This is a genomic window from Pedobacter sp. UYP30, from assembly GCF_040547165.1.
Classification (GTDB): Bacteria; Bacteroidota; Bacteroidia; order Sphingobacteriales; family Sphingobacteriaceae; genus Pedobacter.
Genome location: NZ_JBEPPD010000002.1, coordinates 224,235 through 239,917, shown reverse-complemented (window position 1 = coordinate 239,917; position 15,683 = coordinate 224,235). Strand labels below are relative to the sequence as shown.

Below are 15,683 nucleotides of genomic sequence, written 5' to 3'. Positions count from 1 at the left end.
ATTCTATTTAATTTTTATACCTGAAATTTTGGTTCCTTTTGACAAATCTTAACTTGATTATTAATTCGCGGCCCAAGGCTTCGATTTACCCTATAGTCTAAAGGTTTCATATTGGAAAAATCATCAATCGTCAACAGGACGACGCAAATAATGTTATGCAGCGACTACAAAGCCGCAAAATCGTTACCTCGAGGAATGAGAGTTCTCAGACGCAAGTAACAGCATTGCAGGCAAACTCAAATCTCACTTCTCCAATCTCAAATCGGCCATAGCATTGAGATGTCTCCTATCATAACATGACGACGCACCGGAGTTGGCGCGAGCAATCGTAAATCATTAAATTTGCTTAACACCGAAATTAAACAACTTTTGCAGCCACTTTTTACTATAATTGTTTTCGAGATCGTAAAGATGCCCGATGGTGCTGGTATGAACAGGGTTTATTTGGCGTTTCTCTAACATGATCTTTTTTACCGACAGGTAGGTTGGCTTTTCATTCTCTTGCCAATCTTCCCATGCCTTGCTATCCAGAATAGAGATGATGCGGGCTGACTTGCCAGAAAAGTTGGTATCCACGCTAAATATCTGATCCGGAAGAAAGATACGATCGAAAAATCCCTTTATTTTGGTATTGATAGACATTTTATACACCGGACAGAAAATAGCAATGTGCGCTGCGCCCTTTATCATTTTGATGGCATTCTGCAACCCCGGCTCAGGCAAGCTGTCTTTTAGACCAAATGTTTTATTGGGATTAAAAATAACATCAGCGATAGCCAATTCTTTGATCGTTGCTTCTGATTCCCTTGCGCCTCTTACATAAGCATTGATTAAGGCCCGCGTTATCGGACTTTTATCTATATCGGCATTGATGATTAATACACTTTTCATTAGCCAACAAAAGTAAGCAGATATTTAACAATACATACATCAAAATTTCAACGATACTTTAGGCTATACTCTAATTAAACGAAAAAACGCCTGCTCAAATTAAGAACAGGCGCTGCGTTTATCTTAAAAATTTATCCTTATTGTTGATCATAAGCAGACTCCCAAGTGGTACTTTCGTCTTCTCCTTTATGCCCATCTAATTTAACCAAGAAACTTTTTGCAGGAAAATAAGGGGTAATGTGAATGTCTAAATTGATGCGGTCTTTTTGTGTCTCATCGCGTTCAAAACGCATGATTTTAAAACGTTCAATCAATCGTTCCGGTCCTTGAATTTTATCTAAAAATTTTACAATCTGCGACCTTAAATCTTTTTCTGTTTTAGAATTCCAGTTTTCGAATGCCCTTCGGTTAAGAAAATCGAACAGCACTTTAGTAATGTAATCGAAAACCCGCACTACAGAATAGGTCTGTAAGCCAATGTTATCTCCGTTAAACAAAGTTTTAGCCGAGAACGCCATCACTTTGCCATATTCATTAACCATTGGTACAAGCCCTATACGCTCTAAATTAGAAATCTCGCTTTTCTTCAAATCGAAACGTACACCATCAACTTCATTAACCGCACCATGCTTTTTACCCGCCGTAACCTGAGACATCAGCGTATAATACATTTTTCCGGCTAAAGCTGCTGAACCAGGTACATAAACGTCCTCTTCTTCCCCAACTTCTGCAACTTTTCCCCTACCAACCATCCAATTACAGGTCATGATGGTATTGGATTTAAATGCGTCTCCACCAGTAAGATTCGCTGACGTGAACAAGTCGACCACATCATCTGGCTGATCTAAATCTGCAAAATCGGTGACCAACATCACCTTGTTGTCAAACGCAATTTTAGACCAACGTTCAACTACTTTATTGGATCCCAGATAACCCGGAATTACCATGATAGAATAGTTTTCTCTTAAATCTAAGCGATCGTAATTTTGTTTTAGTTCACTAGATACGTGTTCAATAAAACGCGGATTGTCCAATTCTTTCAATTGGTCTAAACTGGCATTCATTAAAACTACATTCTTAACTTTGTCGTGTTCGGTATTTTTAAAAAATAAATGTACCGATCTATAAGCCTGTTCTAATTCGCGCGTGCTATTTAAAACCGTCAACATATTTTTTTTGAGGTTGTCATCTACCGATTGCAATTTTTCAGTACTGCTATCTACCATCTCGCTCAGAGAATCAGAACTTTCTAGCGCAGCTATCCAAAGATTTAATTTTTGTTTTAAGTCTTCTCTTTCATTCTTCTTCTCATCATCTGTCAGAAATATCTGCTTTCTTGCCTTCCTCTCGGGATTAAGGTTTTGCAAGCCGTCTATCGTAGTTTCTAACAGATCAAATCCTCCTACTTTCGCTAATTTGTCTAAACTCTGATTTAAAGAAAGCGCAGTAGATTTCTCTTCGTGCTTAAATGATTTTTCTTGGGGATCGCTATATGATTGTTCTTTCGAAGTTGCCATGTTTGGTTTATTTATGTAGAGTACGTTATTTTTCTAATTCCTTTACGAAACTCTTCAAAGCGCCAATAAATGCTTCTTTTGTTTCGGCGTCATTTAGAGTGGTTTTAAGTGTTTTGTTTGTTTTCAACTGCTTAATAATGCTCATGTACATGTCTCGCTCTACGTTAGCTCTACGCAAAAAGTTGCTCTGTTGTACCATGCTTTTAATGTTGAAATCGCCAAGGTGATCGAAATGAAGTTTCTCATTCACTACACTGCCATCTTCGTTATCTAGCGAAACACCCACATTTGGCTTAAAATGTTTAAAAACATCTTCAACTGTTTTTAAGCCTTCTACTGTTTCTGGCTTAAGCGGGTCTTGCTCGGTTAACTTTTGAATGAACAAAGTCTTATTGGGTGAAATGTCTCCAAAAGCTTCTGAGGTATCTACTTTTCTTTCGTTCCCTCCTATTTCGTAATTAAACATGGTGTTAAATTTAGTGTTTGGCTAATATAATTATTTATCTATTAAGTTTTTAATCTAGATTTTGTTTTTATCAACGGAAATTAAAATTTATTCAATTGCCCAAGTTAAAGTATCGTCTTCTTTATTTTTATCAACGTTAATTTTATTTCCTTTTTTCAATTCTCCAGAGATGATGTATTTAGATAAAGGTCTACGCAACTGGTTTCTAATCACCGCAGCCAATTGTCTTGCGCCATATTTTGGCGTAAATCCGGTTAGGGCAAGCATAGATTTAGCTTCTTCTGACAAGGAAAATTCGATACCCATTTTATATAGAGATTCTTGCAGACTTTTAAGTTGGATTTCAAAAATCCTGACTACATTTTCTTCTGATATTGGTGCAAAAGGCACAATCTCAGAAAGTCTGGCTAAAAATTCTGGTCTAAAATGACCAGCCATAATTTCCATAATCTCATTTGAAGTCGGCATGTGTCCTTCTTTTAACCGTTCGGCAACCCACTCACTCCCAATGTTCGAGGTAAATAGAATAAGCGAGTTGGAAAAATCGCCCGCTTTGCCCAAGCGGTCGTGAATGTGGCCTTCATCCATAATCTGCAAGAAAATATCAAAAACCGATGGATGTGCTTTTTCAATCTCGTCAAACAACACCACCGAATAAGGCTGTTGCCTAATTTTGTTTACTAAAAGGCCACCTTCTTCGTAACCAACGTAGCCTGGAGGCGCACCATACAGCAGAGCAGCAGAATGCTCTTCCTTAAATTCAGACATATCGAACCTTATCATCGCCTTCTCGTCGTTAAACAAAAACTCGGCTATAGATTTCGCTAGTTCCGTTTTACCGGTACCTGTTGGCCCCAACAAAAAGAAGGAACCAATTGGCTGACCCTTTTTATTCAATCCGCTTCTCGATTCCAAAATGGCATCGCTTACCGCCTTTAGTGCTTGGTCTTGTCCAACAACTCTCTTTTTGAGAAAGCTTTCCATATTTAAAAGCCTTTCCTTTTCTTGAGCTTGAATTTTGCCCAACGGAATGCCCGTTTTAAACGATATGATTGCCGCAATGTCTTCCTTATCTACTTCACTCGTCTTTTCTTTTGCTAGCTCAGCTAACAACGCAAAATTCTTTTCAAAATATTCGATGTACTCCTCGGTATTTTCAAAAGCTCCAACTTGGGTTTCATCTTCAAGTCTGCCCAAAAGTACGGCGCTCATCTTATTCTGCATTAAAGAATACAACCATTTGGCATCCTTAAATTTTTCTTCCTCAGTTTTTTCGCTGTTTTTAAGCGACAGTAATTCTTCGTGTAATTCAGCAATAACGGTTTCAGAGGTATCGTTCATCATCCTCAAGGCAGCCATGGTTCTATCCAATAAATCAAATGCTACATCGGGCAGTCTTCTATCTTTCAAATATCTTTTCGCAAGCCTAACACATTCGCCAATTGCATTGTCGTTTACTTTTAATTCATGATGTTCTTCGTAGCGAGGCACTAATTTCTCGACCATTTTTATGGCCGTATCCATATCCGGCTCCTGCACATGCAATACTTCAAACCGTCTGCTAAAAGCTTGTTCTGGTTCAATAATTTTACGGTATTCTTCTGTGGTGGTTGCCCCGATTACTGTAATTTCGCCACGTGCCAATTCTGGTTTAAGTAGGTTGCCCACTCCGCCACCCATAGGCCCTTTCTGATCTAAGAGTGTATGGATCTCATCAATAAACAAAATGGCTTTTTCGAACTTTTTTATTTCTTTTAAAATGTTTTTAAGTCGATCTTCTATTTCGCCTTTGTAAGATGCTCCCGCGATAAGCGAACCTAAATCGAGTTCGAAAAGTTGCACCCCAGCTAAATTTGATGGCGTTTGCTCGTTTACAATATCCAAGGCAAAGCCATCTACAAGCGCAGTTTTGCCCACTCCGGCATCGCCGGTAATGATGACATTTGGTTTAGTTCGGCGACCTAATATTTCCATCATCATGCGCGTTTCTTTATCGCGCCCAATTATTGGGTCTATTTTTCCCTGTCTCGCCTGATCTGTTTTATCTACACAATATTTAAACAAGGCGCCATTCAGGTTATTACCAGTTTCTTCCTCATTTTCCGTACCACCACCAATGGCTTGCTGCGTTTGCGCTCCATCCATATAAATAGATAACAGTTCTTTCTCTTTTAATGGGAAAGATTTGAGCTGATTTACATCGAAACCAATATTTGGCTTAATCAATGCTGCCAACACACAAACTGGAGTAATTAAATCTACACCTAGCTTTAATCTGATGTTATCTGCTTCTTCAAACACCATTTTCACTTGGTCGTTGCCCAACATTTCATCTGGAATGCTGAGTGCAGGCTCATATTCTTCCATGCGCACTTCTGCCCAATCTGCAATGTAGTTGGAATCTTTGCCCAAAGAAGTAAGCATTTTTCTCAATCCAACCTCTTGGTGCATTAAGCCTTTTAACAAATGTGGTGGCCCAAATTCTTTATGATGGTATTCTTTCGCCAAAGAACGGGCAACATTTAGGGCGGTTTGTACAGATTCGCTTAAGTTTATGGTGTTCATACTTCTCGGTAAATTAAATAGTGGTTAACGCCAATTCGACTGCGTAACATAATAGTATTTCTTGCCGTTAGAGTAAAAATACTGTTTAACCAGGGTGTCTTTGTTAATGGTGTTGATTTTACTTTCTAAAAACTTAATGTACGTTTCAAATTCTGGCAGAGGCATTCTGCTGCTGCTCCGTAAATTAACCACGGTATATTTCTCTAACATTGGATTGCTAAATACCGGTATTCCTGTTACTTTCTGTATATAAGCTGCAAGTGTCATGTGTTTGATGGTACCTCTAGATAAATCCATATTTAATTTATCTTTGATAATAGAAAAGTAGTTTTTAACCAATTTTCTTCGATAGCTTCCGGCATCTTTCTGCAAATTATCGCCCACCATTAACGAAAGGATATCTGTCATTTGCTTATACTCCTCTTCATTTAAAATGATGAGGTATTGCAGTTGATTTGGATGTTCGGTAACAGCTGATGCCGACATTTCTGCGGGTAAATAATATTTAAATGCATTATGTGGCATGCTGCTTCCAATGCTATCAGAAACTGATGGTGTAAGTTGCGCCAAAACTACCGGATAAACCAAACTGTGTTCGCGCCCGGTTAACCTGAATGCACTATCTAGCAATGAAATTTGGCTGTTTATATCAAAATCCGTCTCCTTCATAAACCGACTAAGAGACTCCTCTATGGTCTTGTTGGTTTTTACTACGCCTTTCGGCGGGAAGATAACTCCACCTTGAATAAGGCTATTTTTTGGATAATCTAAATAAAACGACACCGAATCTGTTAGCGAAGTATTGTATTGTTGTACATCGCTCAACCCTTCGCCACTAACCATAATGCTTTTTTTGTTTTCGGCCAACAGGGCAGCAGATTGCGAAACTAGTTTTCTAGATTGGATAACAAAGTTGTTATAAAGTGGATTGTAATCGCTAAACACCTGGACCGCCAAAATTCGGGCATTTACACTGGCCACATCAGAAGCTAAATTAGCCAAGTAACTGCTAGCAACATCTTCATTGCCGGTACTTCCCACCAGAACAATAAGATTGGTTTCTCCGGGATGATTTTTAAACATCGAAAGTGCAGCTTGAATGCCTTCAAAAACTGGTTGGCTGGTTACACCTCCATAACATGCCGAACTAATTTTACTTTGCTTATCTAAAAAGCGGGTCAGGTCTCTATAATCTCCACTAAAAGGCTGCTTAACTATGCCGCCAACAGCACAGCCAGAATTGTTGCGGTAAACCACACTTCCATACTGAATGATGTTTTTTCGTCGGTAAGGGGTAAATATGTTTTCAAAAGATTGGATAGAACTGGTAAGGCCAGCAAAGTACGTGCGCATGGCGTTGCCACCGTCTACCACATAAACCAAATTAATTTTATGGCTGTTACGCCTTAAAGAAAGGTACTCTTTATAGCTGATGTAACCTCCTTTAATGTTTAAAATGCGGTTATTTGATTTATCATATACATCTTTGGCTATGCCGAGGCTTAAATCGCCAGATTTATAATTGGCATCTTTGGCAGAGATAACAGGTATGCTAAGCAACAAAGGCTTGTCTCGGTCTATCAGTGGATCAAATGCAAAGCCAGAAGAATTGGTTGCTGACTGAACGGAAATTTTTAAATTCTTATTGATGGTTACCGCAGCAGAATCATCAGCAGAATAACTTTTTAATAAAGAACTAATGTACAATCTATCTCCCCAACTGTGTACCGCATCTGCAGGTATCCAACCATACACACTTCTCGAGGCGCTATCTGCCAACAGCTGACTTTGAGAACCTATCAAAACTGTTCTACCATCTGCAGATTTTTTATAGACATATACTAATCCATTTAGCGCAACCTTTGCCTTTTGCTTATCTAATTTTGGAGAATTGTACACATATACAGAATCTGTGTTATCGTAATAAAACTTGGGCATGGTTAAAGGTCCTTTGCCAGAGATAACGGTAACCGCTTTAGAGGGATACCTAGATTGAGGGTTTACAAAAGCAGATTGCCAAAGCAACACTTTACTCCTGCTTACCCAACCGTAGCTTTCTGCTGCTTTCTTGTTTTTAAGTTTTCTACCCAGCACCATGCCCGCTTGGTACTTCACAAGCTTTAAATATCCATCTTTTTCTTTGCTTACGTAAAAAGGCTCCATAAAATGGATTTTTTTCATAACCAATGATCCGCCTGGTGAGGTATATGTATAATTTTCATCGCGATCAGAAAACACAATCCAAGGCAAACTGCTCGATCTACCATTGTCATAAACATTGGTCTTATCCGTTGGATTTTCGAAAGTCCTAGGTAATTTGGCAACTTTTTTCTTTAACGAAAATGGTGATTGGGCGGCCACGGCCATAGGTATAACGAGCGCAATTAAAGCAATAATTTTTTTCATAGTTGTAAGCATTAAAGAGCTTTAATAATATATATTTTTTAGGGTTGTTGATGTTTGGTTGAATGCTGTTTTACATTTAAAGCACCCGCACATTTTGATTTTGGTTTCAAACTTACCTTGGCATCATCTACAATGGTTCCGCCACCAAATGTTAGGCGCATACAATAAGAATAGAGGTTACTTTGCTTTTTTGTACCATCTGCCTCTATGCTCACCGAGACATCTTCATCTCCGCAAAAATATTTCCTTACCAAATAGTAATAGTGAGTATTAAAGTCGGCACCGTTGGCTATGGCTTGCAAATTAACTTTAATATCATCCACCATCTCACGTTCCCCTTGCCCAGGATCTACAATGTTATAGTAGCTCGAATCTGGACTGGTAATGAGTATTTTATGATATATTGGCTTTGTACTGGTTTCTGTTTCTAATTTAACCAAATAAGTGCCCGGAATCTGGAAGGTATAAAAAGCAGTTGGGCCTTTAACATCTACGCGTCCGGTCTCGCCAAAAGACCAGTTGTAAATCCTTGCGTTCCCTTGTGCTTCTAAACGGACTTGTTCATTTACAATTCCCTGCGTAGGGCCATTAATGGTTATGGTAGAATCTATCGCTACAGCCACTGGCTTTTCTAAAATATTTATAGGAAACTGCTGTTGCAATTCACCATCTACCGTTACTCTTACAATGTAAGCCCCTGCTTTGTTAAATTTATAAGTGCCGTCTTGCTTATCAGATTTGGCACCGTTTCCAAACTCCCAAAGCCATTTCTTGGCATTCTTGGTATTGTCGGCATAAACTAGGGGTTCGTTTACAGACATTTCGTCTTTTAAAATGCTAGCGTTTATCGTTCGGCTATCAAAAATAGAGCTCCTAAACAAAAATATAAGTGCAGCGATTAATACGATGCCTCCGATAACATAAAGCAAGGCATAATTTTGCCGGTTGGTATCTACCGCTTTTCCTTCATTTTTCATAGATATTATTAGATTTAGATTATTAATTTAGATTATCGAGCTGCGCCAGCGCTAATACTTTGCTGAAGCTGGCTGGTGGAAAGCTTACAGTCGTTTAGTAGTTTGTTGACATTATCAATATCGTTGTAATTACCTTTAAGTTCTTTTCTGTCGTAAAAAAGGTTATCATATAATTTAGATGCATAAATAAAACATTTATATCTGCTATCGTATGGTTTCCTGTTGTAATACGATTTTATAGATCCAATTGCATTTTTTATATCATTCTCTAAAAACTGCGCTTGCACATTTGGGTTATATTTAGCAATGCGCGCGTAAGTAGAATCTAAACTAGGTAAAACTTCTGTCGTAGCCTCTTCAAACTCGTTCTCCTCTTGCAGACGTTTTGAAAATTCTTTTTTTGAAATTTTCGAATCATTGTTATAATTGTAAAAAATAGCCGTACATAAAATTGCGGCTGCCAACACAAAAACACTAATAAAAAAGAGAAAACGTTCTCTTTTTTCTTTTAAAGTTAACTTTATCATATCAATTATCGTCCAAATCTACCTCTTAACCGGGCTACTGCGGCATTATTTGCCTGCTGGCATAAATTTAACTGGGCACGCGCACTTTCTATTTGAAAACGTGTAGTGAATAAAGAATCTTTCACAACTGCAGCGGCAGCAACATGATCGCTTAGCTTTTGATAAAACTCAAAACTTTTGAGCGGAAGTTTATTCTGCTGAATAATCCCTTTTATGTGCTGGTTGGCATCCTGTATATCATTTAATAGCATAGATTGGTTATTTCTCTCTGTAGAACTCATTTTCGTAAAGGCAGATAAATCCTGCAAGCGTTGGACAATCAATTCCAAATCGCCATTTATTTGGTTTCTGATACTTATTAAACGATCTGATTCTTTTACTTTTTGATCCAAGAGCGTAATCTCTCTATCAGACGTAAGAAAATAAAAATAAACGCTTGTTACGCTAAAGGTAAGCAAGAGTGCAAACAGTAAAAAAAACTTGCGGTAACTTGCTCTTAGATCATCACTATTTACAGGTTTCATATATGCCGAGGCTAATTTAGATTTGTAGCTTGTAAAAATTTCAACAGGATTAAATTTTTTGACTAACGTATTTGTTAACTTTTAGTTTTCGATTTCTATAGGTTTCTCTTTTGACATTGAAAATTTCCTTAAATCATCCAAAAGTAAAACTATCCTGCTATTTTAAGAAAAAAAAATCAGATAATATGCTTAGTGGGTAAGATTATTGTTTGTTTTAAATTTTTGATAATAAAAAAATAATTAGTTTCGTAGCACATGGCAAATCCCCTATATAAAAAACCCTTACAGATTAAACGTTTAATGCAGGGTGCCGACCTTGAACACCAAGACCTTGGTATTTCTATTTCTCAATTTATAGAGTTGATTATTTTTACGCGATATGGAGAGCACCGTTATCTCCGAGATTTCGGTTGTGAAATTTGGGATTTAGACTTCGAATTGATTGTTAGTGAAAGTATGTGGGAAGAAAAATTGAGACAGTCTTTGTTGCGTTCGATAAAAAAATTCGAAAAACGTATTTATAACGTTAGTGTTGACATTAATATCTCTGAAGTAAATAAATTTTATCCGATGAAAAACCTCTCTGAAATTAAAAAAAAGGTGGAAATAGCCATAAACGCCACCATACATCAAACCGGAGAAAGTTACTTTTTTTCTACCTCCTTATTTCTTAGCCCCTTATCTGCTTAACTATGTCTGCTACTATTTTATTCAATTCTAAAGAGGAAATAAGAAACAGAATGCTCAAAAATGCGCTCGATTTTTGGGGTTCTACCAATGTAAATGACTTGGATCCGTTTGTTAAAATCATTGTCGAGGCATTGAGCACAGAAATTTTTAATGTATCCAATGATGTTAAGAATTTAGAAAACAGGGTTTTAAACAAAATATCTAGAATTCTCGCTTCCGATTATTTGACCAATTCTTTGCCCGCGCACGCTATCTTAACTGGAAAGCCGCACGAATCTACAGAGAATTTAAAAACCATAAACCATTTCTTTTACAGAAAAGCTAAGGCAAAAAATGCTAAAGAAAAAGACGGTAAAACAGACGATGCTTTTGATGTTTACTTTACCCCCGTTGGCGAGGCAAAACTATTTAATGCCGATATCCGATATTTTTTCTACGACAACCAACTTATAGAGTACGATAAAAGTGGCCACAAAATGCCAGTGGCAAATGCCATCTCTGCAAATTCTAAACGCGAAGCTTTTATTGGGATACAGTGCCATGGCGATTTAACAGACTTAAGAGATCTATCTTTATTTTTTGAATGGCCTGGATATACGAATAACGAAGATTTTTACAAGCTACTTGCGGTATTGAAGTGCCACGCCGGTGAGGATGAATTGGAAATTGCGACCGGTTTAGGGTATCAAGAAAACCGAAAAGCAAAAAAAAGACCTGTTTTTTATGAGCAAAATGTTATAAACAGAATTACCGATGACATTAAGAATTTTTACGACAATAGATTTATTTCTCTAACAGACGAAAGGCTAAAAGATATTGGAAATTATGCCGACTTACCCGCGAGTTTTAAAGAACACTTTGCTGCCGAAGATTTAAAAGCCATTAAACCTTGTTTTTGGCTCAAGCTCACTTTTCCAACCACCATAACCTCACAGACCATTGCAGAGCTAGATATTTCTTTAAACTGTTTCCCCGTACTTAACCGGAAACTTTTCGAAAACAAACTGAGGTTAAAGGACATTAACAACATTGTGCCGGTAAGACCACCAGATAACGAATATTTCTTATCCGTTAACGACTTGCGTGATGATTTGAACATTGTTTACAACGAGGTGATCTATTCTGAATCTAACAAAAGCTACGAAGGCAGCTATTCTATTCGCAACGGAGGCGCCGAACGTTTTGATCAGCGGAATGCAAGGCAATTGATAGAATATTTGTTCGAACTGATTAGAGATGAGAAGGCTGCCTTTTCTACGTATGGAAGCGACTTTTTAAACAGCATATTAACAAGTATGGAGCAAAATCTTGCCTTGGTAGAAAAACGAACAGCAAATACGCTTTTAAGCAACGAACTATTAAACTACATTATAGTTAAGCCAGAAGATAAGGCTACTATGCTATACGTAAAGTATTGGACCACGCTAGCTGCAGATGCCAACCACATTAGAAAAGGATCTAAGTTGCAACAGTTTGAAAATGTAAAACTTCAACCAGAATCTTTACGTTTACTAAGTACCACTCTGGGCGGCAGGAACACGTTAAATGCATCAGAGCGTATACAAGCCTACAAATACGGTTTAACGACGAAAGATCGCATTGTAACCCAAGCAGATTTGACGAGTTTTTGCTTTTACGAACTGGGGGGTAAAATACAAGATGTAAAGGTGCAAAAAGGCGTGGCAATCTCTAATAATCCAAAAGAAGGATTGAAAAAAACCATAGACATTTACTTTAAACCGTCGGCAGGTATGGCATTATCTACAACAGAATGGGATACCCTGTTAGATTTATTGCGTTCCAAATTAGAGCACAGAAGCATTATGAACAGTAATTATCGGCTATTTTTAGGAATTTGATCAGTTGAGAAACGTTGTATAGCCCATGCAGCAATTTACACTTTCATTGCCCATCACAAATTTTTGCGAATCTATATCAATGTCATATTTAAAAATGATTTCTGTAGAAAACGGAATAAAATAAGAAAGAAAAACATTTAAAGCTTCTGACGTTTTGTTGCCCGGCAAAAATTCCAGCATTTTATTGGCGCTCAATGGACCAATCTCTATCTTTAATTTTTCTTCTTTTTCTTTAATTCTACCTGCAATAAAATTTACACCTAAATCGGCAGCGCCCAGTTTCGTGTCAATAGCTTCTAATACTGCTTCTGGCACATTCATCTCTCCATCAACATAATTTAGGTTTACAGAAACTTTAAATAGCATCGCTAAAATGCTGCTGATAAAATTTAGGTCGTTACGGTGTTCGTGAATAATTGGAAGTACCTGCAAAAAAACAACCATCTGCTCCTTATCAAAGCAAGTAAACTCTGTCCATTCTTTTAAAAAAATTAAGATTAGGCTATCGTATTTATTCTTTTTATCCAGATGACTTTCGTACAGTTCTATCCGCATGCGCATTTGGTATAGTTCTGCTTCTAAGGGTGCAAAAAACTGACGGGCCTCCTTCTCTTCCTCTCTTCTTTTCTTTATGCCTTTAATCATTGTCTCTTCAGTAGCCAGAACATTGGTTATAGGCGGCGCATGAAAAAGACCTTCTGGAAGCATGTCATACAAACCCTCTCGGTTAATTTGTATATTTGTCATTTTAAGATTATGAAAGGCAGAAATGTATGTAGAAACATCACCCACATCTTTAGAATAGGCTCTTCTATGAGACCCAATAGGCAAAATGACAATTTGATCATCGCTTACAGCCCCGTCTTCAACCAATTCTGCAGCAATTACGGTAGCTTTAAAATCAGAATCTATTAGATTGTAACTTCTTTTTTTCATTTTTGTATGATTAAATCTTCTATATTTAAAACAATTAACGTTTTTATTTAATAATTGCTACAGCAACCCATATTTAACAGCAACCCATCCTCTCCCAATCTATGGACATTAAATCGTTTTTCGTAAGATACCTACTTTTTCCTCTTGTTTTTTTAATTGCTACTGCAATTATGACCATCGTAAACAAGAAAAACAAATTGCTAAGCAACAAAAGGCTAATCATCATCCTTTTGATAACAGCAGTATCATTGGGCATCCCCGGTCTGTTAGGGTTTTTAGGCTTATATTTTATGCCATGGGGATACATTTTATGTCAACTGATTTATTTAATACTAGGTATTATGTATGTTTGGCTTGCAGGAAAATATCAGGAAAACGAGTTGCTAAATAAAAAATTATTCTTTTTTTTCTGCACACTCGTATCGGCTTTACTTGGTTTTTTTCTTTTCAAACTTGGATTTAACTGGTTAAATGAAATGGATTATGGAATCGTAGCGGCATCTTCTATCTTCATATTTTTTGTGCCGATTATTTTTTGGTGGACATATATTGCCTACTTGAGTATTCCGTTAGAAATTTACAAAATATGGGAGTATCCATTGATTGCCGATGACATTAGCATGGAGCACTTGGATTTTAACAGGTTATTGGTGTTAGAGTTAGATCTTTACAAAAACACCAACGACATGGAACCTTTAAAAGTAAAGGCTAAGGCACCGCGTAACATGAATTTCGGTTTATGGTTTCAAAAATTTATAGACGATTATAATTTAAAATTTCCAGACGCTCCCGTACACTTTAAAAGCGCAACTGGCGAAAATTATAAGTGGATTTTCTACATCAAACCTTCTTTTTTTAAGCAACGGTCTTTTATCGATCCAGAGTTAGATATAGAACAAAATAATGTAACGGAAAACTTTACCATTTACGCCAAAAGAGTTTCTGAAATTATTAGCGAAAGAACAAGGAGTGCTGACGAAGCTGTATTTTTATAAATTTGATATATAACCTATGATTTTACCATTAAAATATAAACCCGTTAATTGGATAGATGGAATGAAAATTTCGAGCGGTCATTTCGTAAATACCGATCAGTTTATTCAAGATATTAACCGAGATACAGCATCGCTTTTTATAAATAAAAATAATTTTGGCCTGCTTCCCCCGTTTAAGGGAGAAACAAAATCTCTAAACTTAGAAATCTTGGCGCGTGCTTCTAACCACTTGCACATAAAGCTTAATGGCTGTAATGCAATCAATTCAGATGGCATGCACATTAGCATTGGGGGTTCTACAGAGGGCTACACATTTGATCATTATTTTAAACAAGATAATGCCAGCGATTCTGATGGAACTTATTTTGTAATACTTTCTGTAAATCCTTTTGATAGGATTGCGTCTGGCGTTCCAGATCCTGATGAAACTCCCTTACGCTATCCAGAGATAGAAAATAATTACAAGATTTCTATTGTTCCGGCAGGTCAAATCAATGGAAAAACCAACGATTATTTCGAAGTTGGAAAATTTGTAAAATCTGGCGACAACATTCAGATTGATTCAAATTTTATCCCAGCCTGTACTTCTGTTGTAAGCCATCCGGCGCTAATTGGTTATTATGAAAATTTTGGTTCTTATCTAAACGAATTTCAACTTCTTTCTTTTAGAATTATAGATAAGATTACTTCTAAAGAAAATATTTCTCCGATTGGGAAAAATGTTAAATCGCTTTGCGATAGCATGGTAAATTTTGTGGCCCGAATTTATTTTTCGTATCGCAATGATGCTCAATACCGCACGCCGGTATTTTTGGTGAACTATTTTTCAGAAATGGCCCATTTATTCTTTACCAGTATAAAAAGTATTTCGGGTGCGGAGCGAGAAGAGTTGCTTAAATATTTTTACGAGTGGAAAGATGTTACCCCAGGCAATTTCGAGGAATTGTTATCGCGTTTAATCGAGCACGTTTATCAACACCACGACATCCAATCATCAATGCAGCTGATTGATGAATTTATGAAGGTAATGATTGCACTTTGGACAAAACTAAGCTCTTTAGAATACATTGGCCAGCGCAAAGAAAACATTGTGGTTGCCGAGCAGCAGATGAAACAGCAAACGCAAGCAAGAAAAACCTGGACGCTGTTGGATTAATGTCGATTGTAAATAAACTTTGATTGTGTTCGATTTTATTCTAAGTTCAAATATCGAAAATTCTACGGCAACATTTCATCAACCTGCAGAAATCTTTAAATCGCATATACTGCTATAAGCTTAACTCTTCTGCACAATACCCCATCAGCTTTTTGTAAAGGCAAGAAAAGCACT

At 37.1% G+C, this 15,683-nt stretch carries 13 protein-coding genes; 4 read left to right on the top strand and 9 right to left on the bottom strand.

Annotated elements, in window-relative coordinates; all coding sequences use genetic code 11:
* Positions 1 to 336: 336 nt before the first annotated feature.
* From ABIB40_RS03325 to ABIB40_RS03290, 8 genes are all read right to left on the bottom strand, one after another.
* Positions 337 to 891, bottom strand: coding sequence for an NAD(P)H-dependent oxidoreductase (locus ABIB40_RS03325; RefSeq protein WP_354355952.1), 555 nt, complete (start codon positions 889 to 891; stop codon positions 337 to 339).
* 137 nt (positions 892 to 1,028) lie between these two features.
* Positions 1,029 to 2,408 carry a DUF5458 family protein gene (locus tag ABIB40_RS03320; RefSeq protein WP_354355950.1) on the bottom strand — a complete coding sequence of 460 codons (1,380 nt, stop codon included), beginning with the start codon at positions 2,406 to 2,408 and terminating at the stop codon, positions 1,029 to 1,031.
* A gap of 25 nt (positions 2,409 to 2,433) precedes the next feature.
* A complete protein-coding gene (locus ABIB40_RS03315; protein ID WP_354355948.1) occupies positions 2,434 to 2,874 on the bottom strand; it encodes a hypothetical protein in 441 nt (146 codons plus the stop codon).
* An 87-nt stretch (positions 2,875 to 2,961) separates the two neighbouring features.
* A complete protein-coding gene (locus tag ABIB40_RS03310) occupies positions 2,962 to 5,439 on the bottom strand; it encodes an ATP-dependent Clp protease ATP-binding subunit (RefSeq protein WP_354355946.1) in 2,478 nt (825 codons plus the stop codon).
* Positions 5,440 to 5,463: 24 nt separating this feature from the next.
* Positions 5,464 to 7,845: a type VI secretion system protein TssR domain-containing protein gene (tssR, locus tag ABIB40_RS03305; protein ID WP_354355944.1), complete on the bottom strand. Its 2,382-nt coding sequence runs from the start codon at positions 7,843 to 7,845 to the stop codon at positions 5,464 to 5,466.
* Between the two features lie 38 nt (positions 7,846 to 7,883).
* Positions 7,884 to 8,822, bottom strand: coding sequence for a PKD domain-containing protein (locus ABIB40_RS03300; protein ID WP_354355942.1), 939 nt, complete (start codon positions 8,820 to 8,822; stop codon positions 7,884 to 7,886).
* A gap of 32 nt (positions 8,823 to 8,854) precedes the next feature.
* A complete protein-coding gene (locus tag ABIB40_RS03295; RefSeq protein ID WP_354355940.1) occupies positions 8,855 to 9,349 on the bottom strand; it encodes a type VI secretion system transmembrane protein TssO in 495 nt (164 codons plus the stop codon).
* 5 nt (positions 9,350 to 9,354) lie between these two features.
* Positions 9,355 to 9,873: a hypothetical protein gene (locus tag ABIB40_RS03290; protein WP_354355938.1), complete on the bottom strand. Its 519-nt coding sequence runs from the start codon at positions 9,871 to 9,873 to the stop codon at positions 9,355 to 9,357.
* Between the two features lie 255 nt (positions 9,874 to 10,128).
* Between ABIB40_RS03290 and ABIB40_RS03285 the strand changes: the two genes are divergently transcribed.
* Positions 10,129 to 10,563, top strand: coding sequence for a GPW/gp25 family protein (locus tag ABIB40_RS03285; RefSeq protein WP_354355936.1), 435 nt, complete (start codon positions 10,129 to 10,131; stop codon positions 10,561 to 10,563).
* Positions 10,564 to 10,565: 2 nt separating this feature from the next.
* On the top strand, positions 10,566 to 12,422 hold the full coding sequence (locus ABIB40_RS03280; RefSeq protein WP_354355934.1) for a hypothetical protein: 1,857 nt from the start codon (positions 10,566 to 10,568) through the stop codon (positions 12,420 to 12,422).
* Here the strand turns inward: ABIB40_RS03280 and ABIB40_RS03275 are convergent, their stop codons facing one another.
* The gene (locus ABIB40_RS03275) at positions 12,423 to 13,358 is read right to left on the bottom strand and encodes a type VI secretion system baseplate subunit TssG (RefSeq protein WP_354355932.1); all 936 of its coding nucleotides are present in this window, start codon (positions 13,356 to 13,358) and stop codon (positions 12,423 to 12,425) included.
* Between the two features lie 101 nt (positions 13,359 to 13,459).
* Between ABIB40_RS03275 and ABIB40_RS03270 the strand changes: the two genes are divergently transcribed.
* Positions 13,460 to 14,353, top strand: coding sequence for a TssN family type VI secretion system protein (locus ABIB40_RS03270; protein ID WP_354355930.1), 894 nt, complete (start codon positions 13,460 to 13,462; stop codon positions 14,351 to 14,353).
* Positions 14,354 to 14,369: 16 nt separating this feature from the next.
* On the top strand, positions 14,370 to 15,509 hold the full coding sequence (locus ABIB40_RS03265; RefSeq protein ID WP_354355928.1) for a hypothetical protein: 1,140 nt from the start codon (positions 14,370 to 14,372) through the stop codon (positions 15,507 to 15,509).
* Positions 15,510 to 15,683 lie beyond the last annotated feature (174 nt).